The sequence below is a fragment of the Mesorhizobium sp. M0292 genome (assembly GCF_040321695.1).
In the GTDB taxonomy this organism is placed as follows: Bacteria; Pseudomonadota; Alphaproteobacteria; order Rhizobiales; family Rhizobiaceae; genus Mesorhizobium.
The window spans coordinates 355,452-373,809 of sequence record NZ_JAMYSB010000004.1 but is presented as its reverse complement, the minus strand read 5'-3'; the positions used below and the strand labels follow the sequence as shown (position 1 = coordinate 373,809).

Genomic DNA, 18,358 nt, shown 5'->3' with positions numbered 1-18,358 from the left:
CGTGGCTCCCAACGCTGTGAGTACAGCACCACTGGGAAAGTGAACGCATCATGGAACTTCGGCTCACCGTCGCGCTTAGTTTGGCGAAAGGGTGGTCTGAGATGAGCGCGACCAGAGAGTTTTTTCAAAACTGGCTACAGGAGAATGTCGGCACACTTCCTGGTCGAGAGGAAGTCAGCGTCGCGGTGCTCGCTCAGCAATTCGAGCAGGATGCCGAGGTGGCTGGTTATGGGCGTGAAGTAAGGGAGGACGAACTCGGAAACATCGAAGATGCTATCGTGCAAGCGATCGAGAACGCCGGGTCCGGGGTGCAGAGCCCGAGCTCCGAAAAGAGCGATCCGGCACCTGTAATGGACGCGTTGGAGGTCGATGATGCCAAGAGCGGACCGTAGCCCCTGACACCTTCTTCTGTTCGCCTGAACAAGCCCCCGGACTGCCGTACGAGCCGAAAAACGGACCTTAGGTGCTTTCCCGTTAGTTCCATGCACCATCGAGGAACATTCCTGCCGCCACCGCGTTAGGAAAGTTCCTTCACACCCGGTGCGCCCGTGCTGACTGCTACCCTTCCAGGCGAATGGCTGACCCGGCATGATCAGGGTCACATCTCGCGGCGGGCCGCTCTTGCGGGTATTTGTTGCTGGCTATTGGGTGCTTCCGCTGAAGCCGCGCCACAGCCATCGCCGCTCGTGCGATTTGGCGTGCTGGGATTTGGCACCGCCGCCTGGGAAGTTGACGTCATGCGGCGACATGCGTTGGACGCTGTGCACGGCGTATCAATCGAGGCTCAGCGGCTTGCCGGGACCGAAGTCGGTAAGACCGCATTGCTGGCGGGCAGCGTCGACGTCATCGTTTCGGACTGGGTGTGGGTCATGCGCCAGCGCAGCGAAGGCGCTGATCTGGTCTTCTATCCGTATTCTCGTGCCGTCGGCGCGCTGGAACTGCCGCAAGGCTCGCCCATTCGAACTCTTGCGGACCTCAAGGGCAAAAGGCTGGGGATCGCAGGTGGTCCGCTGGACAAAAGCTGGATCCTGTTGCGCGCGCTCGGCCTCCGTCAGGTGAAGCGCGATCTTGCTGAAGAGGTGGATCCAGTGTTCGGCGCGCCGCCTTTGTTGGAGCAGGAATTTCTGGCGGGGCGACTGGATGCACTGCTGACGTTCTGGAATTTCGCCGCCCGTCTCGAGTCAGAGGGGGCAAGGCCTCTGCTCAGTGTCGCGCAAATCCTGCAGGGGCTTGGCGTATCCGTGGACTTGCCGATGCTCGGCTACGTCTTCCATGAAAGCTGGGCGCGGGCCAACCCGATAGCCCTCGCGCGATTCACGAGCGCGACCGCGGCAGCGAAGTCGCTGCTCGAGTCTTCGGACGACGAATGGCGGGTGCTCGCGCCCCAATTGGGCACGGACGATCCTCACCTACAGGCGGCGTTACGCGCCGCCTATCGAGCCGGAATCCCTCGTCGGTTCGGCAAAGACGAACGTGATGGCGCGGCCCGGTTGTTTGCCATCCTGGCCGAATTGGGCGGCGAGGATCTGGTCGGCAAGGCGACGAGCCTCGATCCTGGTGTCTTCCGGGCCATACCGGCTTGAGCTCGCGCCAATGACCGATGTCCCAGCGTTCCCCATCACAATGCAGCGTTCGCAATCCACTGCGGCATTGCTGACCATGGTGCTCGTCTGGCAGATTGCATCATCGATCGCCGCCGATCGGCTGTTTCCTGGTCCGGTCCAGGTTGTTTCGGTTCTCCTGCACGAAGCGGTTCGGGGCGAGCTGCCATACCATTTGGGCATCTCGCTTGCGCGCGTCGTGGCAAGCCTCGGGTCGGCAATAGTCATCGGCGCGGCCCTTGGCTACGCGGCAGGCCGCTCGCACAGAGCCGACATATGGATGAGGCCTTGGATCGTGTTACTCCTCAACATGCCGGCGCTGATCACGGTCATTCTAATTTATATCTGGCTTGGTCTTGCCGAGACCGCGCTTGTCCTTGCGGTCGCGCTCAACAAGATCCCCAATGTCGTGGTGACTATTCGTGAAGGCGCCAGCCGGCTGGACAAGGACTTTGCCGAAATGGCTGAGCTCTATCGCTTCGGGCGTGCTGCAAAGCTGCAGCATGTCGTGCTGCCGCAATTGGCGCCGTTCTTTCTCGTCACCCTGCGCAGCGGGCTGGCACTAACGTGGAAGATCGTGTTGCTCGCCGAACTGCTCGGCCGCTCCAACGGCGTCGGGTTCCAGCTACAGGTCTATTTTCAGAACTTCGACGTCACCCACATCCTTGCCTATGCGATCAGCTTCGGCGTTGTGATGCTTGCCATAGAGTATGGACTGCTTGTGCCGTTGGAACGTCGTCTGTTCGCCTGGCGACGCTGATGCTGAGGATCAGGATCGAGGACAAGACTTTCCCCGGTGACGACGGACAGCGCCGGACGATCTTTCGCGCGCTGTCGCTTGATATAGCCGACGGACAGGTCTGCGTCCTGACCGGCCCTTCCGGTGTCGGCAAGTCGACGCTGCTGTCGATCGTTTCGGGCGTCGACCGCGAATTTCGCGGCAGCGTGAGCGGACGACCGCTTCCGATAGGCATGCTGTTCCAGACACCGAGGCTGCTGCCCTGGCTCACCGCCTTGCGCAATGTAGAGATGGCCATCCCGGATCGCGCGCCCGATGCGGCCCGGTGGCTTGCCGCTGTCGGCCTGAAAGGCAATGAGAAGAGCTATCCGCAGCGACTCTCGGGCGGCATGGCGCGGCGCGTAGCGCTTGCCCGGGCGCTCGCCGTGGAGCCTGCGCTCCTGCTCCTCGACGAGCCATCCGCTTCTCTCGACGAGGCGACGGCGCAAGCCATGCGCCACCTGCTGCAGGATTGTTTCGCCAGTCGGCGGACTACCACGCTGCTGGTTACGCACGATCTCGCATATGCCTCGTCTCTGGGTGATCGGGTCATTGTTCTGGAGGGATCGCCGGCGCGCATCGTGCGCGATGTCGCAATCTCACGTGGCGATGAAGCGGGATCGTCGCGCTTTGGGCTGGGGGCGACACAATGAGACTGATGCTGGGCCTTCTCTTTCTTTTGCTGATCACCGGCCCTGGCGCCACCGAGCAACAGACGATGGTGATCGGGTATATCGGCCAGGAGCGCAAACCGGCTCTGCCCCTTGGACCCCTTGATGAAACCGTCACCGACGACGGCCTGCAAGGCGCACGGCTCGGCATTGCCGACGACGAAAGCACCGGCCGGTTTCTTGGGCAGAAATTTCGGCTGGAGGAAAGAATATTGGAACCAACCGAAACGCCGGACGACGCGGTAAGACAATTCGCCGATGCCGGCATCGCCTTTGTCGTCGCCGATCTCGACGCCAGTCAGCTTCTACAGGCCAGTGCCGCGCCCGGTGCCGAGCAGATGACGTTGCTCAACAGCCGGGCGCCGGACGACGTGCTTCGCCAACAGGACTGCCGTCGGAACGTGCTGCACACGATCCCGAGCCGCGCCATGCTCGCCGACGGGCTGGCGCAGTATCTCGCCTGGAAGCGCTGGCAGCGTTGGTTCCTGCTTGTGGGGCCGCATTCGCAGGATCAGGCGATGGCGGCGGCCTTTCGACGGGCGGCGGCTCGCTTCGGAGCCGAGATCACGATCGACCAGCCGTGGACATTCAGGCCCGCCAACGGACGTGCCGATACAGGGCATGTCACGCTGCAGACCGAAATACCCGCGGTCACGCAGGTCAGCGACTATGATGTGCTCGTGGTCGCCGACGAGGCGGATGAATTCGGCGCCTATCTGGAGGGCCGCACTGCGCTGCCGAGAATCGTCGCCGGCACGCAAGGGCTGGTCACCACAGGCTGGAGCGCTGTCAGCGAGGAATGGGGCGCCACGCAACTGCAGGACCGTTTCCACAGGCAGGCAGGGCGCTGGATGTTGCCCAGCGACTACGCGGCCTGGCTCGCTGTGCGCAGTATCGGCGAAGCGGCGACGCGCCTGCACAGTCTCGATCCCGCGGCAATCGGCAGATATATACGCGGCGACGCGTTTCTTCTCGCTGGCTTCAAGGGGCAGGGGCTTAGTTTCCGTCCTTGGGACGGACAGATGCGCCAGCCCATTTTGATCGCCGGGCCTCGCCTCTTGATTTCCAGCTCACCGCAACCGGGCTTCCTGCATCAGCGCACGCCGCTCGACACGCTGGGCATCGACCTGGAGGAGAGCACATGCAAGTTCTGATGACGCTGTTGTTGGCGGCGTTCGCTCTTGCTGCTCCCGCCGCCGCCGAGACCATCTACGTTTCCAATGAGCAGGACAATACCGTCGCGGTCGTCGACGGCGTGACAATGACTTTGCTGGCGACGATCGATGTCGGCCGCCGTCCGCGCGGGCTGGCGCTGTCGATCGACAACAAGATGCTGTTCGTCGCGGAAGGCGACGACAACCGCATCGACGTGGTCGACGTCGCGAAGCGGCGGGTCGTCGGGGAATTGCCTTCGGGAGCCGATCCGGAATTCTTCGCAGTCCATCCCGATGGCAAGCGGCTGTTCGTCGCCAACGAGAATGACAATCTGGTGTCGGTGGTGGACATCGCCGCGGCCAAGGTCATCGGCACCGTGGATGTCGGCGTCGAACCGGAAGGAATGGCGGCCAGCGCCGACGGCCGCTATGTCGCCTGCACTTCGGAGACCACCAGCATGGTGCATCTGATCGACGCAGGCACGCTTGAACTCGTCGACAATCTGCTGGTCGATACCCGGCCGCGCGCGGCTTTATTCTCGCCGGACGGTAAGCAATTCTGGGTGTCCTCGGAGATCCGGGGCACCGTCACCGTCTTCGACACGGCAACGCGCGCGCAGACCGGCAAAGTCGAGTTCGAGGTGCCGGGTATACGACGCGAGGGTGTGCAGGCGGTCGGCATGGCGACGTCCCGCGATGGCACGACCGTCTATGTGGCGCTCGGCCCCGCCAACAGGATTGCGGAAGTCGATGTGAAAACGTTGACGGTCCGTCGGCTCTACCTTGTTGGTCAACGACCCTGGCACGTTGCGCTCTCCGGCGACGAGAAGCGCCTGGTCAGCGCAAACGGGAATTCCGGCGATATTTCGTTTATCGATCTGGAAAACCAGGAGGTGGTGAAATCGCTGCCGGTAGGGCGGGGGCCGTGGGGCGTCGTGATCGGGCCATGAACGCCTTGTCGGTCGAGAATCTGGGCCATAGCTTCGGAAACCGGCGGGTTCTCGACGGCGTCTCTTTCTCTGTGGCCCAAGGCAGGATGTGCATCTTGCTAGGCCGCAACGGCGCCGGCAAGACGACGCTGTTCTCGCTGATCACCGGTCTTTATCACGCCCGCTCCGGCTCGGTGCATGTCTTCGACCAGGCGATGGATGTCAACCCGTCCGCCGCGTTGGCGCAGATGGGCGTCGTCTTCCAGTTGCCGACCCTCGACCTCGATCTGACGGCCGGCGAGAACCTGCGTTACCACGCCGCCTTGCATGGGCTTAGCCAGGCCTTGAGCAAGGAGCGCTCCATCCACGAACTCGGCCGGCTGGACGTGCTGGACAGGATCGACGATCCTGCCCGAGCGCTTTCCGGGGGGCAGCGTCGCCGTGTCGAGATAGCACGCGCTCTGATGCATAGCCCACGCCTTTTGCTGCTGGATGAGCCGACCACCGGGCTCGACGTGCCGGGCCGCCGCGCGCTCGAGCGGCACGTGCGGGAGCTTTGCCGTGAGCGCGGCATTGCCGTCCTGTGGGCAACACATTTTCTGGAAGAACTAACGGCGGATGACGATGTGGTGGTGCTGCATCGAGGCACAATGCGGTGGGCCGGCCGCGCCGATCGCCTGGCTACCGATCTCGGTGTGGCGAGCACGGGCGAGGCCTTCGCGTCGCTGACGGAGTCCGAATGAAAACGTCTCACGCGGTGCGCGCGCTCAACGGCATCCTGCGCAGGGAGATGCTGCGCACGTTGCGGCAACGCGGCCGGCTGCTCTCGGCGATGGTACGGCCGCTGGTCTGGCTGGCAATCTTTGCCGCTGGCTTCCGCTCCGTTCTCGGTCTGTCGATCACGCCACCCTACCAGACCTATGTTCTCTATGACGTGTATGTGGTGCCCGGGCTAGCGGCCATGATGCTGCTCTTCCATGCCATGGCGAGTTCGCTGGCCATGGTCTACGATCGCGAGATGGGCAGCATGCGCTTGTTGCTGACCGCACCATTGCCGCGCTGGTACCTGCTTGCGGCGCGCCTGCTGGCCAGCGTGATCGTCGGCGTGCCGCTGGTCTATTTGTTTCTGTTGATCGCGCGTTTCTGGGATGTGCGGCCGCCCGTTCTCGGCTACGTCGCGGTATTTCCGGCGCTCGTGCTGGCGGGCCTGATGCTTGGCGCGTTCGGCCTGCTTGTCTCCTCGGTTTCGACACAGATGGAGAACTTTGCCGGTGTCATGAATTTCGTCATCTTTCCGGTGTTCTTTGCCTCGACGGCGCTCTATCCGCTGTGGCGGCTTGCCGAGGCGGGACCGGCGCTGGCAACAATCGCCGCCTGGAACCCGTTCAGCTCGGCGGTCGAGCTGATACGCTTCGCGCTCTATCTGCGGTTCGATCCTGTCGCGGCGATTGTGGTCCTTGGCTGCCTCATCGCCTTCTTCCTCGCGGCGGTCATCGGCTACGATCCCGGCCGCGGCTTGTGGTCCCGGCGCGGCGGCGAGGGCTGATTTACCTCAAAGCATAGAGATAAGCGGCGATGTCCCGCGCCTGTTGCTCGGTGATCCTCGTCGACGGCATGGCCGTGTGCGGATTGACTTCCCTCGCCGAGCGTATCCAGCGGATCATGTTCTCCGGATTGTTTGCCAGCAGGCCACCGATAAAGACCCTGTCGGCAAGGCCACCGTCCAGGCGGGGTCCGACCTGGCCTTGCGCACCCGGCACGCCGGGTATCGTATGGCAGCCGGAGCAGCCATTCGCCGTCATGATTGGAATGGCGCGGGCGCCTACGCCGCCGGTCGCCGCATCCGACTCGTGCCGGACGCGCTCGCGCCTGTCGGACCACAAAGTCGCCGCTGCGACAGCCGCAGCCAGCAGCAGGATTGCGGCAAGGGCGCCCCCGATCAGCCTACCCAGGTCGGAGCGCATGTGTTGCCTCCCTGGTTGCGCTGCTGCTTATCCAGAGGCCGGCGAGCAGCAGGGCGGCGCCGCCATAGATCAAGCCGGCCGGAACCCACATTACCAATCCGGCGAGCTGCTGGTCCTCGATCGCGGTCATTCCCCACAATGCCGCGCCGGCGCCATTCTCCGGATACCAGAGTTTGGGCGACATCAGCAGCAGGACACCGAGCAGGCCGGTATGAAGCGAGGTGAAGAAAAGATGCATGACGGAGTTGCCATAGGTTTGCTGTCGACCGGGGCGCGGTAGGAGCGCCCACCAGAACAGCAAGGCTGTGCCGAGGAAGCTCGCATGCTGGGCATAATGAAGAAAGCCCTGCTGGAGCGCTGCCTGGAACAACGCCGGAATGTGCCAGATCCAGATGGCGACGCCGTGAATGATAGTCGCGTTGAGGGGGCGGATCACCAGGGCCCAAACCGATTGCAGCGTCTTTGCGCGCGTGAGCTTGCCCGTTCCGCGGCGAAGTGAGGCCGGCAAGGACCAGAGCAGGACTGCGCCTGGGCACGCGGCGACAAGGAGAGGCGCCGCCACCGCCATCAGCAGTTCATGCTCGATCATATGGGCGGCAAACACCCGCTCGCCGAGCGCATGGATGGGGCTGACCAGTGCTGCCGTCAGCACGCCCCAACCGGCGGCGAACAACAACGCCTGCCGCATCCGCTCGGGACGGCCTCGGCTGCTGCGGCGCCACAACCGAGTCGCTCCGATGGCATAAAGGAAGGCAATCGCGGCCAGCGGAAACGTGATGGGAAATGCGAGCGTCCATCCGGCCTCGGGCGCGCCGGCGCCGTAGCAGATCGAGGTCGAGAAGAACGCGTCGAAGCTCATCGCAGGCACTCGTCGAGAATGAGAGCCGCGCTGCCTTGCATGATGATGACGAGGGCAAACAGCAATGCCGCAAGCATGCCGAGATCGGCGACGAACTGCTCGGTGCTGCGCGTGCGCTCAGGCTTGAAGGCGGCGCCGCCCTGCCGCTTCGCCCGCCATGACAAGGCACCGCCGAGCAGCGAAAGCACGGCGAGCACCAGTGCCACGGGAAGCACCACCGGCACCTGGCGGTTGCACTGCCATGGTACGAGTGCGTAGTTCAGCTGCGTCGAGATTGCCCAAGCCATCGGCCCCGACAGAAGACCACCCCAGGACGTTCCCATTTTCAACGCACGCATCAGCCTAGCCTCGGCATCCAGTAGATGAGCAGATAGATCGGGATCCAGGTCAGCACCACGAAATCCCAATAGAAGACATTGTCGCCGACATCGCCGAAGCGCCGGCCGCTATAGCCATGGCGTGTGAACATCAGCACCGTCAAAACGATGGTGTCGCCGACATCGGTGATCAGGTGTGTGGTGTGCAGCCCGAGCAGCACCCAGAGCATCGAGCCGTAGGCGTTCGTGTCCCAGTAGATGTTCAGCGCCGGGAATTCGAACCAGCGCACGACAAGCGGGGCCAGACCGAGCAGCGACATCACCACCAGCCCGATCCGCACCGGCACGATCGCGCGTTGCTTGGCATGGCCGTGGAGGATGTGATTCGGCACCACGCTGATGATAAACAGGATGGTGACGATCGTTCCGGGCCAATGGTCGGGGTGCGGGGCGCTTAGACGCCAATTGGGCCACAAGGTGGCGAGATAGAGATAAGCGCCCGCGGCCAACGCAAAGCCCATGCCTTCCAGCGCCATGAAGCCGAGCGTTCCCCACCAGGTCGGGCTGCGCGGACCATCTCCAAAGGTTGGGAGGTCCGAAAGATCCAAGCTGGGACGCTCACTCATCCCTCATCCTCCGGGTCGTCCTTGGGCCAGAACCAGCCGATCAAGGTGATGGCGATCGGCGCGGCGCCCCAGACGATCGCCCAGGGCGTGAAGATCGAATAGACAAACGTACCGCCGACGGCGATTGCCGCCAGCAGCGGCCAGATCGACGGTGTCGCCGATTTCTCGCGAATGTCGGGATGGGCTTCCGCCACGGTTGAGATCAACAGCTCACGGACATCGACGCGGAGACCGGTCGCCACAGGCAGCGCCTCGCGTTCGGCCCAGAGCGGCTCGACATGTGTGACAATCGGTATCCGCGCGAAATTATAGCTTGGCGGCGGCGAAGACGTCGCCCATTCGAGCGTACCGGCATCCCAGGGATTGTTTCCGGCCAGTGCGCCCTTCAACGCGCCGTGTATAAGATTGAACGTGAACAGTACGAAGCTGAGGAAAAAGAGCACCGCGCCGGCGCTGATGAACAGGTTGATGTTGCCCCAGCCAAGCTCGGCCGGATAGGTGTAGACCCTGCGTGGCATGCCCCAGAGCCCGACGAGATGCATTGGGAAAAAAGCCGCGTTGAAGCCGATGAAAGCCAGCCAGAAATGCCAGCGCCCGAGACGCTCGCTCATCATGCGGCCGCTGATCTTGGGGAACCAGAAATAGGCCGCGCCCAGCAGCGGGAAGACCGAACCGCCGATCAGCACGTAATGGAAATGGGCGACGACGAAATAGGTGTCGTGCACCTGGAGGTCCAGCGGCACCGAAGCGAGCATGACGCCGGTGAGGCCGCCGATGACGAAGATGAAAAAGAAGCCGAACACGAACAGCAGCGGCGTGCGCATCACCGGCCTGCCGTCCCACAAGGTCGCCAGCCAGCAGAAGATCTGAATGCCATTGGGGATGGCGATCAGCATGCTCGACGCGGTGAAGAAGCTGGCGCCGAGCTTGGGTAGCCCCGTCGCGAACATGTGATGGACCCAGAGGCCGAACGAAAGGAAACCGACGGCGATCAGCGACAAGACCAGCCCGAGATGCCCGAACACGGGACGCCGGGCGAAGACCGGGATGATCGCGGAGACCATGCCCGTCGCCGGCAGGAAGATGATGTAGACCTCCGGATGACCAAAGAACCAGAACAGATGCTGGAAGAGCAGTGCGTCGCCGCCCTCGGCCGGGTTGAAGATATGTGTGCCGACCAGCCGGTCGAGGATCAGGAAGGTCGAGGTGATCATCACCGCGGGCATGGCGAAGACGACGACGAAGGAGGTAACCAGCATTGCCCAGACGTAGAGCGGAATCCTGTCCAGCGACATGCCGGGGGCTCGCTGCTTGAACACGGTGACGATGGTTGCCACCGCGACGGCCAGGGAGGATACTTCTGTATAAGTGATCATCTGGGCCCAGACGTCGGCCCGCTTGCCCGGCGCGAATTCGGGGCCTGACAGCGGCACATAAGCAAACCAGCCGACGTCGGGCGCCATGTTGAGCGCGAAAGACACCCAGGCGAATATGCCGCCCGAAACATAGATCCAGTAGCTGAACGCGTTCAGGCGGGGAAAGGCGATGTTGCGGCTGCCGACCATCAGCGGGACGAGATAGATGCCTGTCGCCTGCACGATGGGCACGGCGAACAGGAACATCATGGTCACACCATGCATCGTGAACAGCTGGTTGTAGAGGTCCGGGCCGATCAGACCGCGCTGCGGCCCTGAGAGCTGGATGCGCATGGCGACAGCGTTGAGCCCGCCCAGGCACAGAAACACGAAGGCGGTGATCAGATAGCGCCGTGCGACGACCTTGTGGTCGACGCTCGACAGCGCGCCGATGATGCCGGGGGGCGTGCGCCATGTCCGCGCCAGCCAGCGATCCAGGCTGGCATCGTCCATGCCGGTGTCGCGCGGTCCGTCATGCTCGGGTGCGACGTCGCCCTCGGTAGAGGTTTCACGCGCCGGCGGCAGGTCGCGTTCGCTTGTGAGGTCCGCGCTGCTCATTTAAGCGCCTCGAGATAGGCGACCATGGCGTTGAGTTCGTCGCCGCTGAGCTCCACCACCGGCATGTGGGATCCGGGCTTGATGCCCTGCGGGTCGGCTATCCAGGCGGCGAGATTGCCGCGGCTCATCGTCAATGTCCCGGCGGCAAGCGTCTGCCGGCTGGCTATATGGGTGAGGTCGGGGGCGACCGTACCTCCGGCAGGCGTGCCGCCTATTCTGTGACACATCACGCAAGGGCGCTTCAGAAACAGATCCTGGCCGGCCTTGGCCTCGTCCCCCGTCGGAGTAGCGGCCGGCTGCAACTGGTCGTTCCACCAGGCGTCGAACTTCGCACGCGGCTCGGCGATGATGAAGGTGCCCATGTTTGCGTGCTGCGCCCCGCAGAACTCGGCGCATTGACCTCGGTAAACACCAGGCTTGTCTGCCTTGAGGTCGAGCACGTTCATGTGGCCGGGAATGAGGTCGAGCTTGCCCGAAAGGCTCGGGATCCAGAAGGAATGGATCACATCGGTCGAGGTCAGAAGAAGCCGCACCGGCTCCCCGGCGGGGATATGGATCTCGTTCGCCGTGGTCAGGATGCGGCTTGGCGTGGCATCCTCATAGCGCACCTCCCACCACCATTGATGGCCGGTGACCCGAATGGTCAGTGCGGCATCCGAGCCGATCGCGGCGAGCGTCCTGTTGGCGAAGAAGCTCAGCAAGGTCAGTCCGATCAGGACAATGGCGGTCAACCCGACGGCGGTCATCACCGCGCGCAGCTTCCGGTCGTCGGCGCCGGCCTTGATCGCGAGCGGCTCCGCCTGCGCGCGCGACCGCATCATCAAGGGCACGACGAGGGCGATCATCACCAGCACCCACACCACGGCGCAGAGCGCGGTGAAGAACCAGATCAGCCATGCCAGTTCGCTCGCCGCGGGACCTTTCGGGTCGAGGGCGGATTGCCAGCCCGCGCATCCCTGGAGCAACAGAGCCCCGGCGGTGGCGAACGCCATCGAGACGAGACGTTTCACGGCGACTTCCCCAGCGTGGCCGCGTCGGGCATGCGGTTTTCCGAAGGATGCGCCATCATGTCGTCATTGCGTTGCGGCGCGGCGGAAGACGGCGCGTTGCCGCTCAGCGAGCGCACGAAAGCCGCAAGCTCCCAGATCTGGTCGTCGGGAATTTTGTCGCGGAAGCTCGGCATGCCGTTTGGCCGACCGTCGCGGATCGTGGCATGGATGCTTTCGATCGAGCTGCCATAGAGCCACTTCTGGTCCATCAGGGCCGGCCCCATGCCGCCGCCGCCATTGGCGTGGCATCCCGAACAGTTGAACCAGCCGAAAAGCCGTTTCCCTTCGCTCATGTGGAAGGCGTTGGCCTCGAAGCTCGCCGCCTTGTTGTCGCTGGCCGGGGGCCGCTGTCCGCCGGGCTCCAGCGTGGTCACAGGCGTCGGCTGCTCGCCCGATCCGAGCGCCGATTGCGGGCGCGTGTCACGTTCCTCGCGCTGGCAGGCAGCGAGCGCCAGGACTGGAAACAGGAGCATGGCCACAACGGCTCTCATCGCACCGGGCTCCCCGGGGCATCGAGGCGCGGCACGCCATACTGTGACAGCAAGGCATCTATCTCGACCTTGTGCCTGGACAGGGCGCCATTGACATCGCCGCGCAGCGCATCGTCTTCGCGGCGGACGCCCATCGAGATGTCGTAGATCATCGGCAGTTGCGGTCCGTCGATGCGGGGCGCAACCGGCGTGATGCGGAGCGGCACCTTCTGCCTGGCGGCGAAGTAGCCGGCGAGGGGGCCCCAGACCACGGCAAGGTCGATCTCGCCACTCGCCACCGCTTCGACGATGCGCGCCGGCGGGTTGGGGGCGGAATAATCGCCATAGACCGGATAGCCAACGAGGTGCCCGACGATACCGCGGCGGCCAAGCGCCTGGACCGGAGGCGAATTGGCGCCATCGTCGCCGATGAGCTGAACACCGATCCGCATGTCGCGCAGCCGCGGATCATTGAACGATGCTACGTCGGGGCCGTCCCTGCGGGTGACGAAGACATAAGACGATCGGTAGTAGGGCGTGGTGGTGCGCAGCATTTCGAGGTTGCTCGGCGTGCCCGGCACGAGATCGCATAGACCGGCCTTCAGCGTGTTTCGGATGAAGCCGCGGCGCTGCGCCCACCAGGTATAGGTCAGCTTCGCGCCGAGATCGGACGCAACGATTTCGGCGATCCTGTTCTCGAAGCCCTGACCGGCCGCGTTGGAGAACGGCATGTTGTTCGGATCGGCGCAGACCCTCAGCTCACGTGCGTCGGCTGTGGCCGTCAAGAACACGAAGGCGATGGCGGCCATGCCGATCACCAGCCGTTGACACGCCTTTCGCGCCGGACCTACGGTCAAGTACAATCCATCAAGGCAGCCGGAACACATAAAGCGTGCCTCCCGAGGTTGTCGCGTTCTTCAGATCCTTCATGGCATTGACGAAACCGAGCGCGGCGGTGGCGTCACGCGGATCAAGATCGCCCGATACAATGGCGCCGGCCCAGCCGCCGACGCCTGAGAGGATGGCGACATACTGGTGCCCGTCGGGACCGCGATAGGTGATGGGCTGGCCGATGATCCCGGACGAGGTCTTGAACTGCCAAAGCAGGTCTCCGGTCTTGGCGCTGACCGCCTTGAACCAGCCTTCCATCGTGCCATAGAAGACAACGTCGCCGGCGGTCACTACCGCGCCGCTCCACACCGGGAAATTCTCCTTGAGGCTCCAGGCCGGTTTCTCCGCGGCGATGTCCCAGGCGGTGAAGGCGCCGCGATTGCCGCCAGGCCCTGGTATCATGCGGACGTTCATGCCCACATAGGGCGTGCCGGCGATGTAGTTCACCTCGACGCCTTCTTCATCCATGCACAGATTGTTGTGCGGGATGTAGAGCAGGCCGGTCTTCGGCGAGAACGCGGAAGGCTGCCAGTCCTTGAGGCCAGACGCCGTCGGACAGATATCGCGAACGACCTTGCCGGTGCCGGTCTTCTTGTCCGGATTTACGATCAGTCGACCGGTTTTCAGGTCCACACCTTTGCTGGAGTTTACGGGACCAAAGGGTTTTGCCGACAGCACCTCGCCGGTTGTCCGGTCGAGGATGTAGAGATAGCCGTTGCGCTCCGGCCGGATCAGCACCTTGCGCGGCTTGCCCTGCCAGGTCATGTCGAGCAGGATCTGCTCGTTGATTCCGTCATAGTCGTGGAGGTCGTGCGGGCTCCACTGATAGAACCATTTCGCCGCGCCGGTGTCGGGATCGCGCGCGAAAATGCCAGACGTCCACTTGTTGTCGCCCGGCCGCAAATCCGGATTCCATGGTCCGGGATTGCCGGTGCCGTGGAAGATCAGGTTCAGATCGGGATCATAGGAAATCCAGCCCCACATGTTGCCGCCGCCGATCTTCCAGGCTTCCGGCGGCCACGTCGTGACGCCAAGATCCTTGCCTTTGTCCATGTCGTAGTGCGGCTTGAAGTCCGGTCCGATCAGCACGTCCTTGTCCGGCCCGGTGCTATAGGCGATCCAGACGACATGACCGTCGCCGGCGTCGAGCGCCTTTACCCAGCCGCGAACGCCCATCTCGCCGCCGGAATTGCCGACCAGCACTTTGCCCTTCACCACAAGCGGCGCCATGGTGATGGTCTCGCCGATGTTGATGTTGCCGATATGAGTGTTCCAGATCGGCTTGCCCGTGTTCGCATCAAGGGCAATCGTGTGGCCGTCCAGCGTATTGAAAAAGATGCGCCCGTCGGCGAATGCCACCCCGCGGTTGACGACGTCGCAGCAGGCCACTCCCTGTGCCGCCGGCTCGGGATTGGGTTCGTACTTCCACTTCATCGGGGCGCCGGGCTTGGAGAGATCGAGCGCATAGACGAAATTGGGAAAGGGCGTCACGATATACATGGTGTTGCCGACGACCAGCGGCGCTGCTTCCTGGCCCTTGTTCACGCCTGTCGAGAACGTGAACGCGACCTGCAGGTTCTTGACGTTGCCTTCATTGATCTCGGAGAGTTCGCTGAAGCGCGTCGACGCGTAGTTCTTGGCCGGCATCGTCCATTGGCCGTCATCGGGTGGCGAAGCTGCGGCTGGCGGTACGATCGCTGGTGTTTTAGGAGGCTCGGACGCAGCGCCCAGAAGCAGCAGGCAGGCGAGCAGCGTCACCAGAAGGATAGCGCCAAAGGAATTCCCGGCTGCCAATTTGCGGGTACATCGTTCTACGTCAACGCGCGTTAATGCCAACTGCGGCATAGCTTTCATTTATTGATCGAGCCTCCCACGCCGGCGCCGAGTTCGGCCGCGATGTCGGCCTCCGTTCCGGCACAAAGCGGATGGCCCCAGCCCGAAGCGCTTTTGCCGCCGGGGTCCAGATCGTAGACAATGGCATCCTTGCGATTTGGATTGACGCCTGCCGGGACCTTGTCGAAGCCGAGCGCCGCGCGGATACGCCAGGCCACATTGTGATCGGCGCATGAGGAGTCGCCTGAAACGCCGAGGCCGCCGACAATGCTCTTGCCGTCGTAGAGGGCAAGCCCGCCGCCAAACACCACGACGCCTCCGATCGGCTTGCCGACGAGCGGGTCGCCGGCGCTTCCGAACGTTTTGGGATCGCCCGTATAGGCCGCGGCCTGGTTGACGGGATTGGTCTCCTGCAGGCCAAATAGCGGCCCGCCCGGCTGCACCCCCGCATAGAGATTGGCCGTAGAGAGGGCCATCTGAGCCAGGCTGAGACCGTTGGCCGTGTTGGCTTTCTCCGCTGCTATGAGCCGACTTCCCGGCCATTGCGAGTCGGGGGTGGGGCCGCTGAACGCAATCGCGCAGACAGTGCCGTCACGGGCAACGATGGCTGCCCATTCGTTGGTTTCAAAGCCGCCATTGGCTGGTCCGCCGCTTGCCTTCACGTTGGCTTTGAGGGCTGCAAGCAGCTTGTCGTGGTCGGCCGGACAGGGTTCCTGCGCCATGGCCTCGTGCCCGTGGAACAGGCCACCCATCAGCAACAGCAGGCCAAAAAGAGGTACGAAAAGCTGATAGCGATACATTGTCCTGGCATTCGTTTACATAACAAGGACCACCCCGGCAGACCGCAGAATGCGAGGATACGTCCAATGCGTCAGTGCCTAACTCGCGTAGTGCTTCTATGTTCCTGCTTTGCATAAAATTCATGCAGTTGGATTTGGGTGCAGGTGTTCAATCAAAGCATGGGACCTGGACACCCGTGGCCACATGCCAAGCAATGAGGCAACGCGGCTGATCCGGGAAAACCGCGATCGGGACAGCGCAGACGTACCCGCCCTGACAAACCCTGTTGCCTTGTCACGGCGTTCGACGATGGATGATCTCTTCAATAAGTTTCGCGTCGGCTTCGTATTCCGCGGCCCGCGCAGCCATTTGACTGGCCAGGCTGTGTCTTTCCCGCGCGGCTTCGCGTTTTGCCGTACGTTTCGCCAACTCAGCCCGCTGCTGGTGCGCTCTTAAAAGGCTCCAAAGAGCCTGCTCCGCATCGTCAGCCTGGGCCTGCATCAAAACGTCTGCTCCGAACGCATGTCCGGTGTGGCAGCGGTAACGGGTAATCGGCCCGTCTTCTATCTCCCATAGGGGGCCATGACATTCGGGGCAGACAAATGTCGAGGGGGTGCCAAGCTGGCCTTCGGTCAATTCCATTGTGCTGTGCTCCTGAGCTGCAATCGCTGCCTCAAGGCGGATGCCGGACGGGATTTCTGGTGTCGGTCCTGCGATTTCGGAAGCAAGCCTGTGCAACAGGCCAGCCATTTCGGACAGAGGGACGCAATGGTCGATTTCCACATTCTGCAAGGCGCTCAGCGGCATGTCGGGTACTGCGGCGTCGCCGGGGTCCTGGACTACGCTGACGCCTCCGCACATCTTGATTGCGTGCAGGCCGGCGGTGCCGTCGGAGAGGCTGCCTGTGAGCACGACGCCGATCACGCTGCCGCCAAAGCTGCAGGCCGCCGATCGAAACAGGGGGTCGATGGCGGGGCGCGCCAGGTTCTCGCGCGGCCCGCGCCGCAGCAGCATATGATCGTCGTGTAACAGAAGGTGAGCTCCGGGCGTTGCAACGAAGATGTGCCCGTTTTTAACCTTCATGCCGTTGGAGGCATTTGCAACGGGCATGTTGGCAGCGCGACCGAGAATGTCGCCGAGGTAACTCGTGGGACCAACGTGCTGTACGACGAGGAGAGCCGCCGGGATGTCCGGCGAAAGATCGCGGACAAGTCTCTTCAGCGCGTCGACGCCGCCGGCCGATGCTCCGATTGTCACGATGCACCGGTTCTCGCAACCGTCGGGACGGACCTTGTCCGGCTGGCCCGCACGCTCCGAATCTGATCGTGGTGCGGCGGTGGCCATGGTTGCTTCACCCACATTCAGCACAGATGTCGATGCGAGCGCTCCGGCCAGTCCGTTGCTGGTCGGATGCCCTGCCCTCGTCGGTGTTAGCTTCCGGCCGCATCGCGGAACATAGATGCCCGCAATGATGTCGGCTCTGTGCTAACGCCTACGTGCGCGTTTGACGGCAGCCTCTGCCACGGCCGGGGCCTCCTGAATGCTTGCCGCGCCGCCGAAATCGGCGTTCTTGGTACGGCCAGCTCCTGGGCCCGCTCCTAGATCAGCGCCTGTCGTCGGATCGGAAGCCGGATCGGAAAGCGTACGGTCGGCCATCCTGGCCACCACCTTCATGTCTTTGGCCCCCAGCTTGACAGTTGCCAGGCCGTCTCCGCCGTCGACGGGCATCACCTCTTCAAGGTCATCGATCCGATCCCACTCTTCGCCGGAATTCCATGGGCCAGCGACATCGCCGTCGCCTTGAGAGGTGTTGACATACATGCTGGCGTACTTCTCTACGCCTGGGAGCTTGCCGGAAGGGAAATTGTTTTCTATCGCGTAAAGTGCTTTCTCGAACGACTTCTGGTGCGCGATCTCGCGGGTCATCAGGAAGCCGAGCGCGTCCTTGATTCCCGGGTCGTCGGTGATGTTGATGAGGCGTTCGTAAACGATCTTGGCGCGGGCTTCGGCGGCGATATTCGACCGCAAATCCACCGTAGGTTCACCGCGCGAGTCGACATAGGCCGCGGTCCAGGGAACGCCGGCTGAGTCGCACAGCGCGGGAGCGCCGCCGAACAGAATTGATTCCTTGGCTGTTGTGCCGCTGGCGCCGATCATCAGGTAAAGGTCGGCTTCCTTCATTTGGCCCTCGGCCAGCTGTGCCTTGAGCCCCTTGTTGAGCATGGTGACGATTGATCCCACCACTTCGAGATGGCTGAGTTCTTCGGTCGCAATATCGAGCAACATGTCGCGACGGCCAAGATCGTCCTCGCCAAGCCCTTGCGTGAAATAGCGCATGGCCGCTGCAAGCTCGCCATCGGCGCCGCCGAACTGTTCCATGATCATGCAGGCCAGGCGAGGATTCGGCTCCGAGACGCGAACGGTGTATTGCAGGCGCTTGTTGTGCATGAACATGGACATCTC

At 63.1% G+C, this 18,358-nt stretch carries 20 protein-coding genes; 8 read left to right on the top strand and 12 right to left on the bottom strand.

Translation table 11 applies throughout. From position 1 onward, the window contains the following. Nucleotides 1-50 precede the first annotated feature (50 nt). The 8 genes from NKI96_RS08685 to NKI96_RS08650 all read left to right on the top strand — a co-directional run bounded on the left by NKI96_RS08685 (nucleotide 51) and on the right by NKI96_RS08650 (nucleotide 6,679). A complete protein-coding gene (locus NKI96_RS08685; RefSeq protein WP_023696361.1) occupies nucleotides 51-392 on the top strand; it encodes a DUF768 domain-containing protein in 342 nt (113 codons plus the stop codon). Nucleotides 393-548: 156 nt separating this feature from the next. Continuing rightward, nucleotides 549-1,583 carry an ABC transporter substrate-binding protein gene (locus tag NKI96_RS08680; protein ID WP_352803752.1) on the top strand — a complete coding sequence of 345 codons (1,035 nt, stop codon included), beginning with the start codon at nucleotides 549-551 and terminating at the stop codon, nucleotides 1,581-1,583. Between the two features lie 10 nt (nucleotides 1,584-1,593). After that, nucleotides 1,594-2,361 carry an ABC transporter permease gene (locus tag NKI96_RS08675; RefSeq protein WP_023667999.1) on the top strand — a complete coding sequence of 256 codons (768 nt, stop codon included), beginning with the start codon at nucleotides 1,594-1,596 and terminating at the stop codon, nucleotides 2,359-2,361. Then, on the top strand, nucleotides 2,361-3,032 hold the full coding sequence (locus NKI96_RS08670) for an ABC transporter ATP-binding protein (RefSeq protein ID WP_023696358.1): 672 nt from the start codon (nucleotides 2,361-2,363) through the stop codon (nucleotides 3,030-3,032). The genes NKI96_RS08675 and NKI96_RS08670 overlap by 1 nt, the downstream gene beginning before the upstream one ends. Further along, nucleotides 3,029-4,204 carry a lanthanide ABC transporter ABC transporter substrate-binding protein PedA1 gene (locus tag NKI96_RS08665; RefSeq protein ID WP_352710769.1) on the top strand — a complete coding sequence of 392 codons (1,176 nt, stop codon included), beginning with the start codon at nucleotides 3,029-3,031 and terminating at the stop codon, nucleotides 4,202-4,204. The genes NKI96_RS08670 and NKI96_RS08665 overlap by 4 nt, the downstream gene beginning before the upstream one ends. Beyond that, on the top strand, nucleotides 4,192-5,154 hold the full coding sequence (locus NKI96_RS08660; protein WP_031201516.1) for a PQQ-dependent catabolism-associated beta-propeller protein: 963 nt from the start codon (nucleotides 4,192-4,194) through the stop codon (nucleotides 5,152-5,154). The genes NKI96_RS08665 and NKI96_RS08660 overlap by 13 nt, the downstream gene beginning before the upstream one ends. Then, the gene (locus tag NKI96_RS08655; RefSeq protein ID WP_023687806.1) at nucleotides 5,151-5,876 is read left to right on the top strand and encodes a lanthanide ABC transporter ATP-binding protein PedB/LutE; all 726 of its coding nucleotides are present in this window, start codon (nucleotides 5,151-5,153) and stop codon (nucleotides 5,874-5,876) included. Before NKI96_RS08660 ends, NKI96_RS08655 begins: the two co-directional genes overlap by 4 nt. Further along, entirely contained in the window at nucleotides 5,873-6,679 is an 807-nt protein-coding gene (locus tag NKI96_RS08650) for a lanthanide ABC transporter permease protein PedC (protein ID WP_023696355.1), read from the top strand. Before NKI96_RS08655 ends, NKI96_RS08650 begins: the two co-directional genes overlap by 4 nt. Nucleotide 6,680: 1 nt before the next feature. On the opposite strand, the gene NKI96_RS08645 is transcribed toward NKI96_RS08650, so the two are convergent. The 12 genes from NKI96_RS08645 to NKI96_RS08590 form a co-directional block, all read right to left on the bottom strand. Next, the gene (locus tag NKI96_RS08645) at nucleotides 6,681-7,097 is read right to left on the bottom strand and encodes a c-type cytochrome (RefSeq protein WP_023681113.1); all 417 of its coding nucleotides are present in this window, start codon (nucleotides 7,095-7,097) and stop codon (nucleotides 6,681-6,683) included. Beyond that, nucleotides 7,078-7,956: a cytochrome c oxidase assembly protein gene (locus NKI96_RS08640; RefSeq protein WP_023681114.1), complete on the bottom strand. Its 879-nt coding sequence runs from the start codon at nucleotides 7,954-7,956 to the stop codon at nucleotides 7,078-7,080. The genes NKI96_RS08645 and NKI96_RS08640 overlap by 20 nt, the downstream gene beginning before the upstream one ends. Beyond that, nucleotides 7,953-8,294 (bottom strand): hypothetical protein, encoded by a 342-nt coding sequence (locus NKI96_RS08635; RefSeq protein WP_023681115.1) that lies wholly within the window; start codon nucleotides 8,292-8,294, stop codon nucleotides 7,953-7,955. The genes NKI96_RS08640 and NKI96_RS08635 overlap by 4 nt, the downstream gene beginning before the upstream one ends. Then, nucleotides 8,294-8,899 carry a cytochrome c oxidase subunit 3 gene (locus NKI96_RS08630; protein WP_352597011.1) on the bottom strand — a complete coding sequence of 202 codons (606 nt, stop codon included), beginning with the start codon at nucleotides 8,897-8,899 and terminating at the stop codon, nucleotides 8,294-8,296. The genes NKI96_RS08635 and NKI96_RS08630 overlap by 1 nt, the downstream gene beginning before the upstream one ends. Further along, complete coding sequence (gene ctaD / locus NKI96_RS08625) at nucleotides 8,896-10,872, bottom strand: cytochrome c oxidase subunit I (RefSeq protein ID WP_352803749.1); 1,977 nt, start codon at nucleotides 10,870-10,872, stop codon at nucleotides 8,896-8,898. Before ctaD ends, NKI96_RS08630 begins: the two co-directional genes overlap by 4 nt. Continuing rightward, nucleotides 10,869-11,882, bottom strand: a complete 1,014-nt coding sequence (gene coxB / locus NKI96_RS08620) for a cytochrome c oxidase subunit II (RefSeq protein WP_023668010.1) — start codon at nucleotides 11,880-11,882, stop codon at nucleotides 10,869-10,871. The genes ctaD and coxB overlap by 4 nt, the downstream gene beginning before the upstream one ends. Further along, entirely contained in the window at nucleotides 11,879-12,412 is a 534-nt protein-coding gene (locus NKI96_RS08615; RefSeq protein ID WP_023668011.1) for a c-type cytochrome, read from the bottom strand. Before NKI96_RS08615 ends, coxB begins: the two co-directional genes overlap by 4 nt. Continuing rightward, a complete protein-coding gene (locus NKI96_RS08610) occupies nucleotides 12,409-13,200 on the bottom strand; it encodes a substrate-binding domain-containing protein (RefSeq protein WP_023668012.1) in 792 nt (263 codons plus the stop codon). Before NKI96_RS08610 ends, NKI96_RS08615 begins: the two co-directional genes overlap by 4 nt. A 58-nt stretch (nucleotides 13,201-13,258) precedes the next feature. Beyond that, the gene (locus NKI96_RS08605) at nucleotides 13,259-15,136 is read right to left on the bottom strand and encodes a methanol/ethanol family PQQ-dependent dehydrogenase (RefSeq protein WP_023821880.1); all 1,878 of its coding nucleotides are present in this window, start codon (nucleotides 15,134-15,136) and stop codon (nucleotides 13,259-13,261) included. Further along, nucleotides 15,133-15,867: a heme-binding protein gene (locus NKI96_RS08600; protein WP_488505412.1), complete on the bottom strand. Its 735-nt coding sequence runs from the start codon at nucleotides 15,865-15,867 to the stop codon at nucleotides 15,133-15,135. The genes NKI96_RS08605 and NKI96_RS08600 overlap by 4 nt, the downstream gene beginning before the upstream one ends. A 322-nt stretch (nucleotides 15,868-16,189) precedes the next feature. Further along, nucleotides 16,190-17,239, bottom strand: coding sequence for a chemotaxis protein CheB (locus NKI96_RS08595; protein WP_023668015.1), 1,050 nt, complete (start codon nucleotides 17,237-17,239; stop codon nucleotides 16,190-16,192). A 141-nt stretch (nucleotides 17,240-17,380) separates the two neighbouring features. Next, on the bottom strand, nucleotides 17,381-18,349 hold the full coding sequence (locus NKI96_RS08590) for a manganese catalase family protein (protein WP_023681124.1): 969 nt from the start codon (nucleotides 18,347-18,349) through the stop codon (nucleotides 17,381-17,383). Nucleotides 18,350-18,358: the final 9 nt, after the last annotated feature.